Origin of the sequence: Tigheibacillus halophilus, assembly GCF_042683165.1 — a bacterium.
GTDB lineage: Bacteria > Bacillota > Bacilli > Bacillales > Amphibacillaceae > Tigheibacillus > Tigheibacillus halophilus.
This window is the reverse complement of record NZ_JBHUIZ010000006.1, coordinates 136,326-153,625: the sequence shown is the minus strand read 5'-3', so window position 1 is coordinate 153,625 and position 17,300 is coordinate 136,326. Positions and strand designations below refer to the sequence as shown.

The following is a 17,300-nucleotide window of genomic DNA, read 5'->3' as shown; positions in this document are numbered from 1 at the left end:
GAAGCAACTATTTGTCATTGAAACCAAAGCAATGACTCCATCGTATATATAACAGCTGTTCTTGAAAGGAGCATGTCAATGGATGTGAACCAAAGCATCACCACATACACGGACATTTTTGAAACGCTGAAAAAACAACTGCGCTGGAAGGTCTCCGGCAATCAATTGCTGATGACCATCGCCTCCACCTACTTGACAGGTGAGAATACCTTTGACAGTGAACGTTTCTTGGTCATTGCCGATGAAATCAAAGCTCAATCCAAACCTTTTTCTATCTGGCGGTCTCCATCCAGGTTCGGCATTGCTGCTGTGCTGGACGCCCATTTCGATGATGCTGCAGAACAAATCAGACAGCTTTTCCAAGTATACGATCAAATGACCGCGGCAAAATTTCATCGTGGACCTTTTACGTGTATTGCGGCTGCAACCTTATTAATGCAAGGAAAAAATGAGGACATCGACACGGATGTGATTATTGCACGTGCAAAACGAATTTATAAAGATATGAAAGACGAACATATTTTATTGACTTCCTCCCAGGATTATCCGATGGCTATCTCATTAGCATGTCAAAATAAAGAAGATATCATCCAGGAGGCAGAGCAGCATTATCAGCGATTGCATCTCCATGGGTTTCGGAAAGGAAACGACCTGCAATTTCTCAGTCATATCCTTGCGCTGGGGCATCCCTATTCCGGCCAATCCCTTGTCAGTAATACTGCAGATGTGTTCGATGCCTTTAAAGGCATCGATCTTAAACCAAAGCCTTCCTATTATCCGTTTATCGGAATGCTTGCTCTGCTGCCTGATGTAGAGCAGCATGTACAAATGGTCAAAGAGCTATATAGCAAGCTGCGGATGCAAAAGCATTTCAAATGGCAAAAAGACATGAATATCATGTTGGCTGCCGGACTGGTTGTCAAAGATCAGCTGAAAGATCGATCAATTGTAGATGCCAGCCTGTTTACCATCATGGAATCCGTTCTCCAGGCACAACAGGCCGCTATGACTGCAGCTGCTGTCAGTTCGGCTGCTGCAGCACAGAATAATAGCGGTTCCAATTGAACATATCTCCCTGATTTTTCATCTAGATGAGCGGGTAATACTGTTCATATCTTGGATGACAATAATATGGCGGTCTCGGCCCGATTTGCGGTTCCAGGATCGCCTGCTTATTTTCATCATATTTGATGGCAACCTTTTCGTCAGATTCATTCATCAGTAAGTATGTCGCATAAGGACTGTAGAAATCCTTCATTCTCATTTTCCTCTCCTCTGTTTTCTGCCATCTTATTCAACTCCAGGGGAAACGGGAATTTCTCTAGGTATTCCAGGTTATCACGGGAACGTTGCTGCATACAACCGGCTGCATCGCCCTACTACATTCGCACACGCAGCGCCCATGTAGCATATTGTATTTCGGAACGCTTTTCAAGGAGGTTTACAAGCTATATGTCCGATAAAAAAGAACAGCCTGTTTATCCGATGTATCCGAACTACGGGAAAATCACCCGTTATGAAGAAATTGCGATGACTGTGCCCGAGCAGCGGCAATACCGCCAGCCAGGTGAGGAAAATTTGATGGTTCCCAGACCCATCATCGAAAATCCGAATTATCTCGGGAGCGAAAAACTCATTGGGAAAATTGCATTGATTACTGGCGGTGACAGTGGTATGGGCGCCGCAGCAGCCATTGCTTTTGCTAAAGAAGGCGCCGATGTGGCGATATCTTATCTTGATGAACATGCGGATGCCGAGAGAACCAAAGACAGAATTAACGAACTGGGCCAGCGTTGTTTGCTATTGCCTGGTGATTTAAGAAATAAACAGCAATGTGCGGATATTGTGGAGGAGACAGTAAAAAAATTTGGCGCTCTTGATGTCCTATGCAACCATGTGGGCATTCAATTTCAACAACTAAGCCTGCTAGACATCTCCGATGAGCAGTTTGATGATACGATGAAAGTAAATGTCTATGCGCATTTTTATACGACACGCGCCGCATTGAAACATATGAAAGCCGGCGGTTCCATTATCAATACATCCTCTGTGGTCGCTTTTGACGGCAACGAGCAACTGATGGATTATACTGCAACAAAGGGAGCCATTATCGGATTCACACGTGCACTGGCAAAGAATCTGGTAAAGGAGGGTATCCGCGTCAATGCAATAGCACCTGGGCGGATTTGGACGCCGCTGATACCTGCCAGCTTCTCTGCAGATCAGGTGACATTGGCCGGAAACCCGATGGATCGTAACGGCCAGCCTTTTGAAGTTGCACCTGCCTTTGTTTATCTTGCCTCAGACGATGCCAGATTCGTAACCGGGCAAACCCTTCACGTCAATGGCGGACAAATATTTGGATGAAGAACAGGGACAGACCCAATGCCCGATGGTGCACATAGGATCTGTCCGCGTTTCCTTTCACTGGTGATCTAAAATCTCTTTTAAAACAACTGCCTGATTATGTTCTGTGTCTTTAGCACTGTATAGCAATGTAAGGTTTTTGTCATTTTCCTTGGCGAGCTTCTTAAGCTTGTCCAGCGCTTCTTTTTGCTCGTCGTTCTCTTTCAGTTCTGACTTATATTTTTCTTTGAAATCAGGGAACTTATCCGGGTCATGGCCAAACCATTTTCTCAGCTCGCTGGTCGGTCCAGCTTCCTTGATCCAATGATCCACTTTTGCTGATTCCTTACTCATGCCACGCGGCCATACCCGATCAACCAGCACCCTGACACCATCATTTTTATCGTATTCTTCATAAATCCGTTTTACTGAAACCGGCATCATTCATCACCTTCCAATTTATATTTCTACTTTTGGCATACCCTTTATGATTGTTTTTTAACAGTCTCATTCATTACTTGCTTTTTTTGTTGAAGATTTCCCTGCTTTTTTCCCCGAAAAAAACCAGCCCGCCATAGCAATCCCGATCAAGACAACATAAAATATGATTTTCCATAACGTACCATGAGGAAAGTCATGTGGTATCAACGCGACATCTTCATGGGCCAGTACAATCATTGCCAATTTGACACCAACCCATCCAACAATTGCGAAAGCCGCGATTTCCAACCCTGGACGTTTTTTCAACAAATCGACGAATACATTTGCTGCATATCTCATGATAATGAGACCGATCATGCCGCCCGCCAGCACCACCATGAACTGTGCTGTATCCAGGCTGCCAATATGGCCGAGTCCAGTAGCGGGTAATGCCACTGCCATTGCGACTGCTGCCAGGATGGAATCGACAGCAAAGGCCATATCTGCGAACTCTACCTTGAGAACTGTCATCCAGAAATTTCCGTTGGATACTTCTTTTTCAGGTTGTATTTGTTTTTTAACAGGTTGGTTATGCGCTTTATCTGCCAGCTTATCATATAAATGTTTTACTGACATGAGCAGTAAATAAGCGGCACCGATTGCCTGCACCTGCCAAACATCCACCAGGAAAGAAATAACGAACAATGAGCCGAAACGGAGTATGAATGCCCCGCCCAATCCATAAAATAATGCCCTTTTCCGTTGTTTCTCCGGTAAGTGTTTCACCATGATCGCCAGTACAAGCGCATTATCTGCAGCCAGCAGCCCTTCCAGTCCGACGAGTACGAGAAGCACCCATCCGTATTCCATGATCAGATTCAAATCCATGTCTGCCACTCCCTTTTATTGGCAGTAAAGAAAGTATACAATCCTTTCTTTCTGCATAAGTGCAACTATGACATTCACCAAGGCTCTTGGTAAATGCTAGTTTTCTAAGATGGGCATCTTTGCACCATGCAAAAATGGCCCTGAGCCAGCCAGGCCAGGACCATAAAAAAAGACCTTTACCAGCTGACGGTAAAGGTCTTGCTAACAACGTCGGTTGCCAATTTGAGCCGGAGAATTTTTCTCGTAATGACGACTCAAACTGTTCAGCTACTCCCCTTTAGTTAATTCTATTAAACAGGGTTTCACGGAGAAAGTCAACTATTTTTTACGAATAGTCACTTCCCTTTCACTTCTGTTAAAGAAGCATTTATTGGTACGGAAGCGGCTTACATCAGCAGCCAAAATTCACGGGATAGTTAAACATAGGGACTCAGAAGCAAGTTCATATATCATGCAGGGAAAAAACTGCAAAACTCCGATTCATCACTATGTCGCCTATATTTTACCGCCAAACCACTACTTGCATCATATGCCAGAAACAATTTCTTCCATAGTCTGTACCATTGTTTTTTGCAGGGCGGACAATTTTTCTTCACTTGCATGCAAACTTGTTTCACACACTCCGAAATAACATTTGATTTTCGGTTCTGTACCTGAAGGGCGCAGACAGACCCAACTGTTATTTTCCAACATGAATTTCAGCACATTTTCTTTTGGCAAAAGGATTTTCTCGCTTTTTCCATCCGTCTTATCCATACTGACAGACTCCAAATAATCCTCTACACGCAATACTTTCAATCCTGCAATTTCCGGCAAGCTGTTCTTCCGCATTGTCTCCATCAGTATCGCGATTTGTTCAGATCCTTTTCTTCCCTTTAGCGTCATGGAAGACTGGCCTTCCATAAAATAGCCATGTTTTTGATAGAGCAAATCCAGTGCCTCAAGTAACGATTTACCCTGGCTTCGCCAAAAATAGGCCATTTCAGCGGATAATACTGCTGCCTGGACAGCATCTTTGTCGCGTGCAATGCTGCTAATGAGGTAGCCATAACTCTCTTCGAATCCGAACAGGAAGTTTTCACCTGTTTCAGCAAATTCATGTATCTTTTCCCCGATATATTTGAAACCTGTGAGTGTGTCTATGGTATCCACACCATATGAGGCGGCAATAGTGCGCCCCAGCTCAGTGGTTACAATCGTTTTTAATATACGCCCATTTTCTAATTCCTTCTGGTCGGAGTGAGACAATATATAATCGATGAACAATGAACCAAGCTGATTTCCCGTCAAAACCTGGTATTCTCCTGAAGCGTTCCGGACAGCAACGCCGAGACGATCGGAATCTGGATCTGTTCCAAGTAAAATTTCCGCTCCAAGGCTCTCTCCTTTTTCAATCGCCATGGCAAAGGCCTTGTGTTCCTCCGGATTTGGAGAATCGACCGTGGAAAATTCCGGGTCAGGAACTGCCTGTTCCGGCACGATTTCCACATTTGTAAAATGGAGCTGCTCTAATCCCTTCATCACGAGTTTTCCAGCTGTTCCATGCAGTGGCGTGAACACGATTGGCAGTTTCTTCTCTTGTTGTTGTTCAACATCTGATAATCTGGAAATCTCCAGAAGTTTTTCCAAATAAGCCTGATCAATCTCCGCTCCAATCCATCGCAGCAAATCGTGTTTGACAAGGTTATCCTGTGTCATCACCGGCACTGTCAACTCGTTTTCAACCTCTTGTATCTTACGAATCACTTGCTCGGCCTCTTCGGGAACAATCTGTCCCCCCTCTTCATTATATACTTTGAACCCATTATATTCTGGCGGATTGTGGCTGGCGGTGATCATGATACCGGCAGCGGTATGTAAATGACGAACAGCGAATGACAGCAATGGTGTCGGATGTAATGTATCGAATACATAGGAACGGATGCCATAAGATCCGAGCACTTTAGCTGCTTCCAATGCAAATGCTCTGGACATGTGGCGGCAATCATATGCAATCGCTACACCGCGCTTTTTATAATCTGCCGTTGTGTCCCGTAAATACCGGGCCAAACCATCCACAGCCTTACGGACAGTATAAATATTCATGCGGTTTGTCCCTACCCCGATCACACCTCGCATACCACCGGTGCCAAAGGTCAATTCCTTGTAAAACGCATCTTCAAGTCTCACAGGATCCAGCTTAATTTCTTCCAATTCCTCTCTTAATTCCTGATCCAGTGGAGCATATTTGTTCCATGTTTCGTATACTTTTTGCCAATTTGTCATCTGGTACTTCCTCCAACAATATTTATATCAATGTGCCAATTTTATCATATTTTGAAGCAATACACTATTGTACAGCCATGACAGCGCTCCCTGTTTCTCTTTCTATGTCGCCATGCTTCCAGAGCAATTCATCCGATTATTCTATGGTACATTCCCATGTAAATCAAAAATCGTGCATCCTTCTTCCTTTCTATTGCAGCCTTCTTTATCGATTGATAAACTGAAAGCGTAGAGGAGTGAGAAAATAATGAAAGAAAATGCCTCAAAGGAAGAGCTAGAGCATGAGTTGATCAATTTAAAAGCTGATTATGCCCGCATTCAAAGCGATATGGATAAATTGGAATACGTGCGAGGACGTGTTTCTTCAGCAGAAGAACAGCTCATCCGCCTCGAAAAAGAAATTGCTGAGGTGTATAAGCAGCTGGAACATTTCGAATAAAGGCAGACCGGTTTTGTAGCTGATACGGATTGTCTGAGCTGAAAAAAACTTTGTGCTTAGCCCAAACAATTGGCTATCAAATTTAGGCTTGGATGCGCAAATCATTGTCCCGGAGACCTTATGACTCTTCGATCAAAAATAGATAGACTTCATCAAGCCCCGTATCCAGCAAAAATAAATTACTAAAAAAGCCATCAGTTCAGCAGAAGGCCACTGAAAATCTAAGGTTATTTTATGATATAGGTCTTCTGTACACTAAAACCCCCACTAAAATTCTTTTTTTGAATTTTTAGTGGGGATTTTATATTTGGAACGTTCCACGACATCCACATCGGATAAGTCAAAAATGGATTTAAGAAGATGGTATTTGAACATGCGAATGGGCGGGACTGCATCACGTCCGTTGTCATGACAATATTTGTCATTTAATTCATGGCGTACAAAAGAGAAATCTACAAGCTCATTGACCTGGCGCAACATATTATCCTGTGGCACGACAAGATCATAAATTTGTGTAAAAGGACTAAGCGATAGAGATTGCTGGTTTGAGACCATCCGATACACCACCTACATTTGTTGAAGAAATCGTATCCCGTTGATTGTAACGGAGGGTGGCGACTCCTATGTGAAAAGCAACAGCCGAAAATCCCGCAGAAAGCATACTTTGCTTTCAAGGAAGTGGAGGCGTTGCCCGCGGAAAGCGTCCACCTGAAGTAAAAATCAACGGTGCTTCCCGCCATATAAGTTATATTAGCCTTTGGATTTTATTGGTTAATTTCAATGATACAACAAAAAAGCAAACTAGAGCCTTATAAAGAATCTAGTTTGCTTTTTTGAACTTTTTCAGCGGTCTCGTTCAGCTGCGCTGTTCTGATAGCTTTTCCTGTATTACTTGCCTGAAGTCATGCCATTGCTGTTGCCATTTCGCTGGCTTTCCAGCTTCGCCTTAATCTTCGCTTTTTCTTTATTCGGCGGTGTCAGACTGATAATGATATCGCCACTTTCTACATTCGTCTTCATTTCTTCTGTGAAAAACTTGATTTGTCCTGACGGCTTCATCAAATATAGGAAGACAGTGGCGCTATCTTTTTCCTTCATATATTGCTGGAAAGTGAACTGCTCGGTGATCGATGTTTGCCTGAATACAAAATGATTGTCCAGCTTTTCATTCAGGTCATCCATCGTGACATCTTCCTTGAACAAGACACGTCCGCCAACCTTGGAGACGATTTCGTTGGTTGTGTTGATATACATCTTATTATACGGACTGATTTTGAACACATTCGTCCGCCCATATTCCGGCATGAACGTCGTGCAGATCAAGGAATTATATGCCTGATCATCAGTCGCTGCAATCAGATATTCATACGGTATCGTGTCTAGATGATACTCCGTTTGTTCTGATAGCATCTCCCCATGATAAAAAGGTATGCCTGCCTCGCGCACACTTTTAAGATTCTCCCAGGAAGAATCAACCACAATCACTGGAGTGTTGACTTTCATCAAGGATTTCGCCAACTGCACTGTAAAACGATTACTGCCAACAATTAATGCGCCAGGACGTCCTTCCATTGAAAGGTTCAGCTTTTTCGCAAGCGAACGGATAGAAAATCCGTGCGCGACAACTGTGAAAAAGACCAGACCGAAAGTCAGTGTTGTGAGAATCTGCGCATCTTTGTACCCGGCGTCAAGCAAAATTTTCGCGAAGTAGCTGGATACAGTTAATGCCACAATGCCTCTGGGGGCGATCCACCCAACAAGCAGCTTTTCATTGAAAGTCAAATTGGTGCCAATCGTTGACAAAAAAATCGACAAAGGGCGCACCGCAAACATCATCAGCAATACGTAGCCAATAATATTCGGCTGAAAAATGTGCAGCAAAGTTTCCATATTCAGCGATGCTGTCAGCATAATGAATATGGCGGAGATAAGCAATATAGAAACATTTTCCTTAAAGTGCCGCATGTCCGCGACAGAATTGATACCCATATTTGCCAAAGTCATCCCCATCGCGGTTACTGCAAGCAGTCCGGTTTCATGAGTAATTGTATCCGGTATGGTGAAGCTTAAAATGACTGTAATGAATACTGCTGGAGATTTTAAATATTCCGGTATATGACCTGTTTCGAACATCCAGCCAATCCCCCGTCCGCACAACCAGCCAAAAATTAATGCAAAGACAGAGACAGCAAAGAACATGAACAGCTTCGTGCCATCCGGATTTTCAGATGTCATGAAGGCGATGATTTCAAATGCAAATACGGCTAGTAACGCACCAATCGGATCGACAATAATACCTTCCCATTTAAGGATTTTTGCTGGCCTCGGTTTCAGTTTGGACTGCCTCAGCAGCGGTAAAATCACGGTCGGTCCCGTTACAATGAACAGCCCGCCAATGACAAAAGCAACCGTCCAGCTTAATCCAGCTATATAGTGTGCTGTCAGCGAACCCAATATCCATGCGAGAAATGCTCCGAAAGTGGCAATTCGGAATAATGGTTTGCCTAATCCTCGCAATTCCTTGAAGTTCAAGTTCAAGCTGCCTTCAAATAAAATGATGGCAACAGCGACAGTTATAATCGGACTATATAAATCGCCAAAATCCTGCTGTGGATTGATAAAATGAAACACCGGGCCAACAAGCAGCCCTGTAATGGACATGACGACGATCGCCGGCATGCGGTATCGCCAGGCAGCCCATTGCGAACCTATACCCAATAATCCAATCAGCATGATTTCAAAAAGCAATGTAGGACTCATTTCATCCCCCTATTCTTTAATGAGGTGTTGGACAACCTTGCACTCATGGCCACTGCCAAATGCCTTAGGTGCACGTTTGCAGATAGGACAGTATGCTACGATCGATATACTTTCCTATCTGCAAAAGGCTGTTTCTAACCACTCATTTCAATTAAATATAAAGACATTTTATATGCCCGAAGGAAGAAAGTAAACTATTTTAGCCCGCTTTTTTCATACAGAAAACATTATCATTTACCCCAGTAATTTCCAGTTGTGGATTTTCTCGTGAATCGCGTCTATATTTGTTTGGAATCGAAAGTAACTCTCTTATATTGTACTTGCGGAATTGCCGAATGCCAGTACAGCGATACCGTGTTTTCTTGCACTTTCGACAACTCCGCTTGTTCTTAGAGATGTTCCATAACGACTATAAATAAAATGACCAGTGCGAGCAAAATGGTAAGCCCGGAAAACAGCTTGATTGTACCTTTTTTTGTCAGCTTTTTTTGTTCATCTATATCTCGTCTGATCGCTAAATATATAATCACCAATCCTAAAATGAAAACACCGAGAAATATCATGCTTGGCAAGAGGATCACTCCTTGCTGAATTACATCTTAACTTATTTTACATTATAATTTACGTTTGTCGTATTTAAAAGATTCATTACCTCCAGGCAACTGGTCAATGAAAGATTTCCCATGCATGCTTCTTTGAAAATATGATACGATGATGGGAGCCTGGAACCACAAAGGAGGGAATCTGTTTATCCAACAGCCAGTATAGCACTTGCTTTAAATTCTGTCGTGAATCAGCAAATGATGCATACAGGGCGTTGACAACAGATGTGTATGATGGAAACACAAGAGAAGATTCTGCAAACGTACTTTGGCTACGAACATTTCCGTCCTGGTCAACAGGACGTTATCACTTATATGATGCAACACCATAATACCTTGGCTGTCATGCCGACCGGTGGCGGAAAATCGATTTGTTATCAAATTCCCGGCCTCAGTATGGATGGAACAGCTATGATCATATCTCCGCTTATTTCCCTGATGAAGGACCAAGTGGATGCACTGCAAGCCTTAGGAATCGCTGCTACATATATCAACAGCTCTTTGTCGGTCGATGAACTGAAAAAACGGATGCATGACATTGCCATAGGTCGTTACCGTTTTGTTTATGCTGCGCCTGAACGCTTTGAGACAGCTTCTTTCCTTCATGTCATCAAGCGGTTGGATATTTCACTTATCGCTTTTGATGAAGCGCACTGCATCAGCCAGTGGGGCCATGATTTCCGTCCGAGTTACCGTTCGATCGTTCCCGAATTGAAAAAACTCCGCAACGTCCGGGTTTTCGCCGCCTTGACCGCAACAGCGACCGAAGCTGTCATCTCGGATATTCAACGTCTGCTTCATATATCTGATGAGCACGTTGTCAATACGGGATTTGCTAGAGAAAATCTGGCATTCCATGTCATCAAAGGACGTGATAAGACCAGTTATATCCGTGCCTATATGAGTGAACACAGTGATGAATCCGGCATCATCTACGCCGCAACTCGCAAACAAGTGGATTCACTATATGAGAATTTGAAAAAACAAGGTTACTCAGTCGCCAAATACCACGCCGGACTTTCAGAAGAGGAACGAAAAAATGCCCAGTCAGCTTTCATTCATGATGAAAGAACCGTGATGATTGCTACGAACGCATTCGGGATGGGGATTGATAAATCAAACGTCCGCCATGTGATACATTATGCGATGCCAATGAATATCGAATCCTATTATCAAGAGGCCGGCCGTGCTGGACGAGACGGTGAAATGAGCAATTGCATCCTGCTTTTTTCCCCGCAGGATACACAGCTGCAAAAATTTTTCATCGAGCAATCGCAAATGGATGATGACAGCAAACAGCAAGAGTACCGTAAACTGCAAGCAATGATCAATTACTGCCACACACATCAATGTTTGGCAAATTATATATTGGACTATTTCAATGACCCTTCGCCAAAACCTGCCTGCAAGCAGTGCAGCAACTGCTCGAAAAACCATGAGAAGGTCGATATCACTGAAGAAGCGCAAATGATTCTGTCCTGTGTTAAACGTATGGGCGAACAATTTGGCGTCACAATGACTGCAAAGGTGCTCAAAGGATCCAAAGACAAGAAAGTTGCCGGCTTCCAATTTCAAAAGTTATCCACTTTTGGAATTATGTCTGCTTATACAGAAAAAGAATTGATAGAACGTATTCACTTTTTGATTGCAGAAAAATTTCTGAGCATGGAGGAAGGAAAATATCCTAAAGTCCGCCTGAATGCCAATTCAGTCGATGTGCTTAAAGGAAAACAGGAGGTCATGATGCTCCAGGCTCCCATTCCAATATACGCAGAAGAAGCAGACTATGATGCAGGATTATTCACCCAGCTGCGTCAGCTGCGCAAAAATCTTGCCGATGAGCAAAATGTTCCCCCTTATGTTTTGTTTTCCGATGTCACGTTAAAGGAAATGAGCCGCTATATTCCAACAAGCCGCGATAGCATGCTGCAGATCAAAGGAGTCGGAGAGAAAAAACTTCTGCAATATGGAGAGCCGTTCCTAGAGGTTTTAAAGGAATGGGATCAGGCACATTCTACACGCAGCAAAAAGGTGAAAATTGGCGGAGACACACCGACAGTGGTCAAACAAACAAAAACAACTGACGAACGTCCGAGCCATCTCATCAGTTACCAGATGCTGCAGTCTGGAAAATCATTGAAAGACATTGCCGTTATTCGCGAACTGTCTCAACAAACCATTGAAGGACATATATTTAAAGCAGCCAAGGAAGGACAGCCGATCATGTGGGATATCTTTTTCGATGAAGATATTGAAAAAGCTGTCATCGCAGCCCGGGAAAAAATGAAGGAACCAAAATTAAAGGAATTGAAAGAAGCCCTGCCTGAAGAAACGAATTATACTGCCATCAAAGCCGTGCTGGTGAAACATCAATATATGTAATCGAGGGAATCACGCCGTTTGGTTCAACAGATGATAATATAACGGCGGTTTTTAAGAAATAACACCATCCACTTTGGCCAATGTCCCTCAAAGTGGATGGTGTGTTTTACAGAAGAGTGGGTGGGAGTGACGTAATTAAAGTAAAACGCATGATGAATGCATATGAGAGCATACACCAGCTGCATTCAATACTTTAATCCTTTTTCGGGCCTATTTTCTGATAAAAAGAGAGTACAGCCCAAATCGCAGTTGGCAGCACAATCGCCCCGATTATCGCAGATGTCAAGATATCAACTGCAGTATCTGTACCGCCGGCAAATAACAAAATAACGGCAATGAATACAAGAAAAAATGGCATTACTTTCCCTAGATTGGCTAATTTTTTTCTTCCATCTGCCTCCCATTTGTTACTGTATGTCGCGATTGCGGTCCAGACTGCCGGGAAGGCAATTGCACTGCAAATAGCAGCTAATACAAAAAGGGTTGCTTTTAAGGTACCTGAGCTTATCATCGCGCCAACCCATACGAGCGCAGTTATTAAAACAAAAGGAACCACAAATTTCATGATGGGGCCAATTGAACTTTCATACTTTGCAACTGTTGTATCACTGTCAGTATATATCGGCTTTGTACCAGGATGCGCCCGGAACAAATGAATATTTCCTTCTGATGCAACATGCGACCATCCAACCGAAGTAAAAAAGTCAAAGTATTCTTCTTCATCTTCCTTTTCTAACCAACGATAGTCTACACTGTAGATAAAATCCGAGCTTTTTCCTTTTTTAAGCGTGTACCCCATAAACTTAAAATCACTGACATGCCAACCTTTCAAAGAATATCGGCGCAATTTCTCCATGTCTTTATTTTCAGAAAAAGCTAACCCGCCTGATGTGATATACTTTGTTTGTCTCATTCTTCAACCTCCTTTAATCCAGATTCAGCTAATTGAATCAGCAGTTTCCTCAGCTTCAAATCTTCCGCTAATATCTCTCTGCCCTTCTTGGTAAGCAGATAGGTTTTACGTCTTGCATCCGAATCATCATACAAATAAATCCACTCTTGTTTTAATAACTTTTTAATAATCGTATACATGGAGGCTGGCCCTATCGTGATCGCCCCTTTTGTTGTTTCTTCAATCAGATTCATCATAGCGTAACCATGCCTTGGTTTAGTTAGGGTAGCCATAATATAGAACATGGAATCCGTTAATTGTCCAGTTGTTTTCAATCAGTCACCCCCTATATTACTTTAAGATATATCATAAAGTGATATGTGAATTAACATCACTATATCATTTTATGATATATATGTCTATACATTTATTAAATTTAATACATATTCCGTAAAACATTTATAGAATCATGTACGTTACTCTCAGTCGTTCTCCACCCCTTTGTGATCCTGATAAATGCTCATTCATGCAAAACAGAAATACAAATACGAAATAATCAAACAAAATGATCAAAAATGCGTTACAATACAGGTAAAAGTTTTCCAGTTATTTACCATGGAGAATAGAAGCGGGGTACTGCATGTTAAACGAAACTGCACAGGAATGAAGGAGAATTCGCATTACTTTGGTTATCATCGCTATTCTTATGTTATTCACAGGAGGAAGCGACACTGTCACTGTCGACCATGAGTCAAGTATTGACGATTTAAATCTTTATCACGCCAATATGATTCCGTTGGGCAATGGTTATTTTGGGGTGCTAACAAGCGATACAGACAATATCGAGCAAACAATGAGGATATATTTTTTTGATGAAAAGAAGAAGGATGTCATCTTTATCAAGGAAAAAGAACTGAGCGTAATGGAATAGTGTGCAGCCTGCATACAAACATACCCCTTTGAATATACCAAAGGGGTATGCTGAACCATGATATCATTTCACATCTAAAGCCCATGTACCATTACGGAACACTGCCTCTGTTGTACCATCTGCTTTTATACCCTCAATATCCAGCTTTTCCGACCCGATCATGAAATCGACATGATTCAAGCTGTCATTGACACCGTGCTTATCCAGTTCTTCGGCATTCATCTTGGACCCGCCTTCCAAATTAGTTGGATATGCTTTTCCAAGGGCGATGTGACAAGATGCATTTTCGTCAAATAATGTGTTGTAAAAAATTAGCCCTGATTGTGATACAGGAGATTCATGCGGCACGAGCGCCACCTCGCCAAGCCTTCTCGATCCCTCATCCGAATCCAGCAAGTGCTTGAGCACTTCCTCACCTTGTTCGGCTTTGAAATCGACCACTTGACCGTCTTTAAAGGTCAGGCTGAAGTTGTCAATCAGGCTGCCTCCGTAATTCAAAGGCTTTGTACTGGAAACAGTACCATTGACACCGTATTTATGCGGCATAGAAAATACTTCTTCAGTCGGCATATTCGGATTGAATGTGATACCTTTTTCAGACACCGCTGATCCGCCCTTCCAAATATGTCCCTTTGGCAATTCCATTTCCAAATTGGTTCCGGGGGCCTTGAAAACCAATTTATGATAATTTTTCTTATTTAGCACTTCACGAGCTTTTTCCAGTGTTGCATTGTGCTTGTCCCAGGCTTTGATTGGATCTTCCTGGTCGACACGGACAATCTTGATGATCGCCTCCCACAGACTTTCCATTGCATCTTTCTTTGATTTATCCGGGAAAATTTTCTGAGCCCAATCTGCCGTTGGAATCGAAATGATCGACCAAGTGATTTTATCGTTCATTGTATATTTACGAAAGTTCACCAGCGCTTGTGCGGCTGCCTTATTTGCTTTGGCTACACGAGTCGGATCAATGTCTTTCAATAAATCAGGGTTGGTGGAACGGATATTCAGTACTGCCCCGCCGTCCTCTGCAAACGTATCATGCAGCTTTACTTTCCATTCTGGATAATCAGCAATTACTTCTTCTGGCGCATATTCATATTTCAGCAATGTAAGTTCGTCATCCACCCAATTGATATGTACATCTTTTGCACCAAGCTGCCAAGCTTTTTTTGCAACCAATCTGGTAAAATCCGCGCCTTCTATCGGCGCATTGATCATCAATGCCTGCCCCTTCTGTAAATTGACACCCGTTTTCAAAGCTAATTCCGCGTACTTTTCTTTGATTTGGACATCTGTCATCGTTTTTCCTCCTATTTTTTAATCAGCTTCAGCTATTCCTTGAATTGATATCACATGTCCCAAAGGCAATCTCATTACCGCCCGGCAATAAGATCACACCCGAGAAATTGATGAATTGTATTTAATTTTCCTATTGAAAATTCAAAGAACATAGAAATTCGTCATTGTCATTATATCTTTCCTATTACATTTTCGCTAGACAAAAGATTGAAAGTTGTCCGTCTGTTGGAAAAATAACACCGCTCTACTTGGAGCTTCATACTTACTGGAATTCATTACCAAAAAAAATCGTGAAGTTCATGCAGCATTATGGGAATCAACGATAATGTTTATTGTATTTTTCAATAGCTCATTCTATTGATTATATCGGTGAAAACTGATTAAATGACTATAAGCAATATTCTCACGTTTTGATAGCGCTTACAAAAAGGGGACTGATAATGTATGAAGGAACGAGAACAGTTGCAAAAAACACTGAAGCCGCATTGGGTATGGGCCATCGCCTTTGGATCCGCAATCGGCTGGGGAGCTTTTGTTCTGCCTGTGGACTGGATGGGCATGGCCGGGCCATTGGGGGTCATCATCGGTTTTATGATCGGGGCAGTACTAATGATCATCATTGGCGTGAGCTACGGTTTTCTAGTAGAGAAGCTTCCGGTATCTGGCGGGGAATTCGCCTATGCTTACTATGGTCTTGGCCGCTATCATGCTTTTTTTTGCGGCTGGTTTTTGACACTTGGCTATGCATCGATTGTCGCTTTGAATGCCTCAGCCATCGCATTGCTTGGTAAATTTGTTTTGCCGCAAGTGATTGAACAAGGGTACATGTATGATATCGCCGGCTGGCACGTATACGCAGGTGAAATTGTTGTGGCCTGTCTTTCCTTGATTGTATTTGCTTTTCTGAACACGCGCGGAGCCGGGCTTTCAGGGCTTGCGCAGTTTGTATTTTGCGTTTGTCTGATCGTAGGTGTTGTGATATTAACAATTGCAATGATAGTCCATCCTTCCAGTTCTTTTTCAAATCTGACACCTGTTTTCAAACCGGGAATAGGCGCTTTTTCTTCCATTATTGCCATTGTGGCAATTGCGCCATGGGCCTTTGTAGGCTTTGATAATATTCCTCAGGCTGCAGAGGAATTTGATTTTTCACCCAAAAAGTCATTTAAAATTATTGTCATTGCACTGCTTTGTGCTGGTTTGACTTACGGATTAACTATTATTGCTACCGGTGTCGGCCAGTCCTGGTCAAGTGCCGTTGCCGAACAAAATGTTTGGGGAACAGGCACCATCGTCGAAAATACTTATGGAACAGTCGGTGTGCTCCTGCTTTCTTTTGCTTTACTAATGGGCATATTCACCGGATTGAACGGGTTCTATTTATCTACAAGCCGCCTGCTTCTCGCTATGGGCCGCGCCAGAATCTTGCCAGAACCTTTTTCAAGATTGCACCCAAAATACAAAACACCGCATATCGGCATTTTATTTACGCTTGGAATGACATTGGTTGCTCCATTTTTCGGTCGCCAAGCACTAATGTGGGTGGTTGACATGGCGTCCATCGGTGTTACAATTGCTTATTTCTATTCCTGTTTTGTCGCATACCGTCTATTCAAATGGTCTGATAGTTCACCTCAGGCCGCAGTCGGGAAGTCAAAATCAGTCGTAGCTCCGTTCCGAAAATTTATGTCCTTACTAGGAGTCATTTGTAGTGCAGGATTCTTTCTTTTGCTTGTTGTGCCGGGATCGCCTGGATTTTTAGCGACACCTTCGCTCATTGCACTGGCCGTCTGGGTTGTACTTGGTGCTATCTTTTTCCTCGCAAAGCTGAAAAACTACCGTGCTATACCAAAAGAAGATCTGGATCATTATATTTTGGGAGACTTTGCTGATAGCAAAGACAATACAGATGAAGGAAAAGATATGCCAGCAGCGGCAATAACAGCCGCACTGTCTGATAAAGCCGTCAGTGAAGATTAGCATAAGCATACATTCATTAGTAAACCCGATTATCCGTTCATGGATGGTCGGGTTTCTTGTGCATTAGTTTAATAAGCTTATAAAATACCATCT

At 42.8% G+C, this 17,300-nt stretch carries 15 protein-coding genes and 1 pseudogene; 6 read left to right on the top strand and 10 right to left on the bottom strand.

Translation table 11 applies throughout. From position 1 onward, the window contains the following. Positions 1 to 78 precede the first annotated feature (78 nt). Positions 79 to 1,065, top strand: a complete 987-nt coding sequence (locus ACFSMW_RS09145) for a DUF4003 family protein (protein WP_390355005.1) — start codon at positions 79 to 81, stop codon at positions 1,063 to 1,065. Positions 1,066 to 1,087: 22 nt separating this feature from the next. Here ACFSMW_RS09145 and ACFSMW_RS09140 read toward each other — a convergent pair whose 3' ends face one another. Continuing rightward, on the bottom strand, positions 1,088 to 1,264 hold the full coding sequence (locus ACFSMW_RS09140) for a hypothetical protein (protein WP_390355004.1): 177 nt from the start codon (positions 1,262 to 1,264) through the stop codon (positions 1,088 to 1,090). Positions 1,265 to 1,452: 188 nt separating this feature from the next. Between ACFSMW_RS09140 and ACFSMW_RS09135 the strand changes: the two genes are divergently transcribed. Continuing rightward, on the top strand, positions 1,453 to 2,367 hold the full coding sequence (locus ACFSMW_RS09135; RefSeq protein WP_390355003.1) for an SDR family oxidoreductase: 915 nt from the start codon (positions 1,453 to 1,455) through the stop codon (positions 2,365 to 2,367). Between the two features lie 57 nt (positions 2,368 to 2,424). On the opposite strand, the gene ACFSMW_RS09130 is transcribed toward ACFSMW_RS09135, so the two are convergent. From ACFSMW_RS09130 to ACFSMW_RS09120, 3 genes are all read right to left on the bottom strand, one after another. Next, entirely contained in the window at positions 2,425 to 2,787 is a 363-nt protein-coding gene (locus tag ACFSMW_RS09130) for a DUF488 domain-containing protein (protein WP_390355434.1), read from the bottom strand. A gap of 66 nt (positions 2,788 to 2,853) precedes the next feature. After that, complete coding sequence (locus tag ACFSMW_RS09125) at positions 2,854 to 3,654, bottom strand: TerC family protein (RefSeq protein WP_390355001.1); 801 nt, start codon at positions 3,652 to 3,654, stop codon at positions 2,854 to 2,856. 525 nt (positions 3,655 to 4,179) lie between these two features. Beyond that, on the bottom strand, positions 4,180 to 5,919 hold the full coding sequence (locus tag ACFSMW_RS09120; RefSeq protein ID WP_390354999.1) for a phospho-sugar mutase: 1,740 nt from the start codon (positions 5,917 to 5,919) through the stop codon (positions 4,180 to 4,182). 247 nt (positions 5,920 to 6,166) lie between these two features. Here ACFSMW_RS09120 and ACFSMW_RS09115 point away from each other — a divergent pair, with 247 nt between their 5' ends. Continuing rightward, positions 6,167 to 6,358 carry an SE1832 family protein gene (locus ACFSMW_RS09115; protein ID WP_390354997.1) on the top strand — a complete coding sequence of 64 codons (192 nt, stop codon included), beginning with the start codon at positions 6,167 to 6,169 and terminating at the stop codon, positions 6,356 to 6,358. 288 nt (positions 6,359 to 6,646) lie between these two features. On the opposite strand, the pseudogene ACFSMW_RS09110 reads toward ACFSMW_RS09115, so the two are convergent. The 3 genes and pseudogenes from ACFSMW_RS09110 to ACFSMW_RS09100 all read right to left on the bottom strand — a co-directional run. Continuing rightward, positions 6,647 to 6,913, bottom strand: a pseudogene (locus ACFSMW_RS09110) (transposase); the annotation flags it as partial. Positions 6,914 to 7,246: 333 nt separating this feature from the next. Beyond that, on the bottom strand, positions 7,247 to 9,118 hold the full coding sequence (locus ACFSMW_RS09105) for a cation:proton antiporter (RefSeq protein WP_390354995.1): 1,872 nt from the start codon (positions 9,116 to 9,118) through the stop codon (positions 7,247 to 7,249). A gap of 389 nt (positions 9,119 to 9,507) precedes the next feature. Further along, positions 9,508 to 9,690: a hypothetical protein gene (locus ACFSMW_RS09100; RefSeq protein ID WP_390354993.1), complete on the bottom strand. Its 183-nt coding sequence runs from the start codon at positions 9,688 to 9,690 to the stop codon at positions 9,508 to 9,510. 261 nt (positions 9,691 to 9,951) lie between these two features. On the opposite strand from ACFSMW_RS09100, the gene recQ reads away from it, so the two are divergent. Continuing rightward, entirely contained in the window at positions 9,952 to 12,102 is a 2,151-nt protein-coding gene (gene recQ / locus ACFSMW_RS09095; RefSeq protein ID WP_390354992.1) for a DNA helicase RecQ, read from the top strand. A gap of 193 nt (positions 12,103 to 12,295) precedes the next feature. On the opposite strand, the gene ACFSMW_RS09090 is transcribed toward recQ, so the two are convergent. Both ACFSMW_RS09090 and ACFSMW_RS09085 read right to left on the bottom strand, forming a co-directional pair. After that, on the bottom strand, positions 12,296 to 13,015 hold the full coding sequence (locus ACFSMW_RS09090; protein ID WP_390354990.1) for a DUF2812 domain-containing protein: 720 nt from the start codon (positions 13,013 to 13,015) through the stop codon (positions 12,296 to 12,298). Next, positions 13,012 to 13,329, bottom strand: a complete 318-nt coding sequence (locus tag ACFSMW_RS09085) for a PadR family transcriptional regulator (RefSeq protein WP_390354989.1) — start codon at positions 13,327 to 13,329, stop codon at positions 13,012 to 13,014. The genes ACFSMW_RS09090 and ACFSMW_RS09085 overlap by 4 nt, the downstream gene beginning before the upstream one ends. A gap of 350 nt (positions 13,330 to 13,679) precedes the next feature. Here ACFSMW_RS09085 and ACFSMW_RS09080 point away from each other — a divergent pair, with 350 nt between their 5' ends. Then, entirely contained in the window at positions 13,680 to 13,925 is a 246-nt protein-coding gene (locus ACFSMW_RS09080; RefSeq protein ID WP_390354988.1) for a hypothetical protein, read from the top strand. Between the two features lie 63 nt (positions 13,926 to 13,988). Here the strand turns inward: ACFSMW_RS09080 and ACFSMW_RS09075 are convergent, their stop codons facing one another. Next, on the bottom strand, positions 13,989 to 15,227 hold the full coding sequence (locus ACFSMW_RS09075) for an aminopeptidase (protein ID WP_390354987.1): 1,239 nt from the start codon (positions 15,225 to 15,227) through the stop codon (positions 13,989 to 13,991). 444 nt (positions 15,228 to 15,671) lie between these two features. On the opposite strand from ACFSMW_RS09075, the gene ACFSMW_RS09070 reads away from it, so the two are divergent. Beyond that, positions 15,672 to 17,207, top strand: coding sequence for an APC family permease (locus ACFSMW_RS09070; protein WP_390354985.1), 1,536 nt, complete (start codon positions 15,672 to 15,674; stop codon positions 17,205 to 17,207). The last annotated feature ends 93 nt before the right edge of the window (positions 17,208 to 17,300 follow it).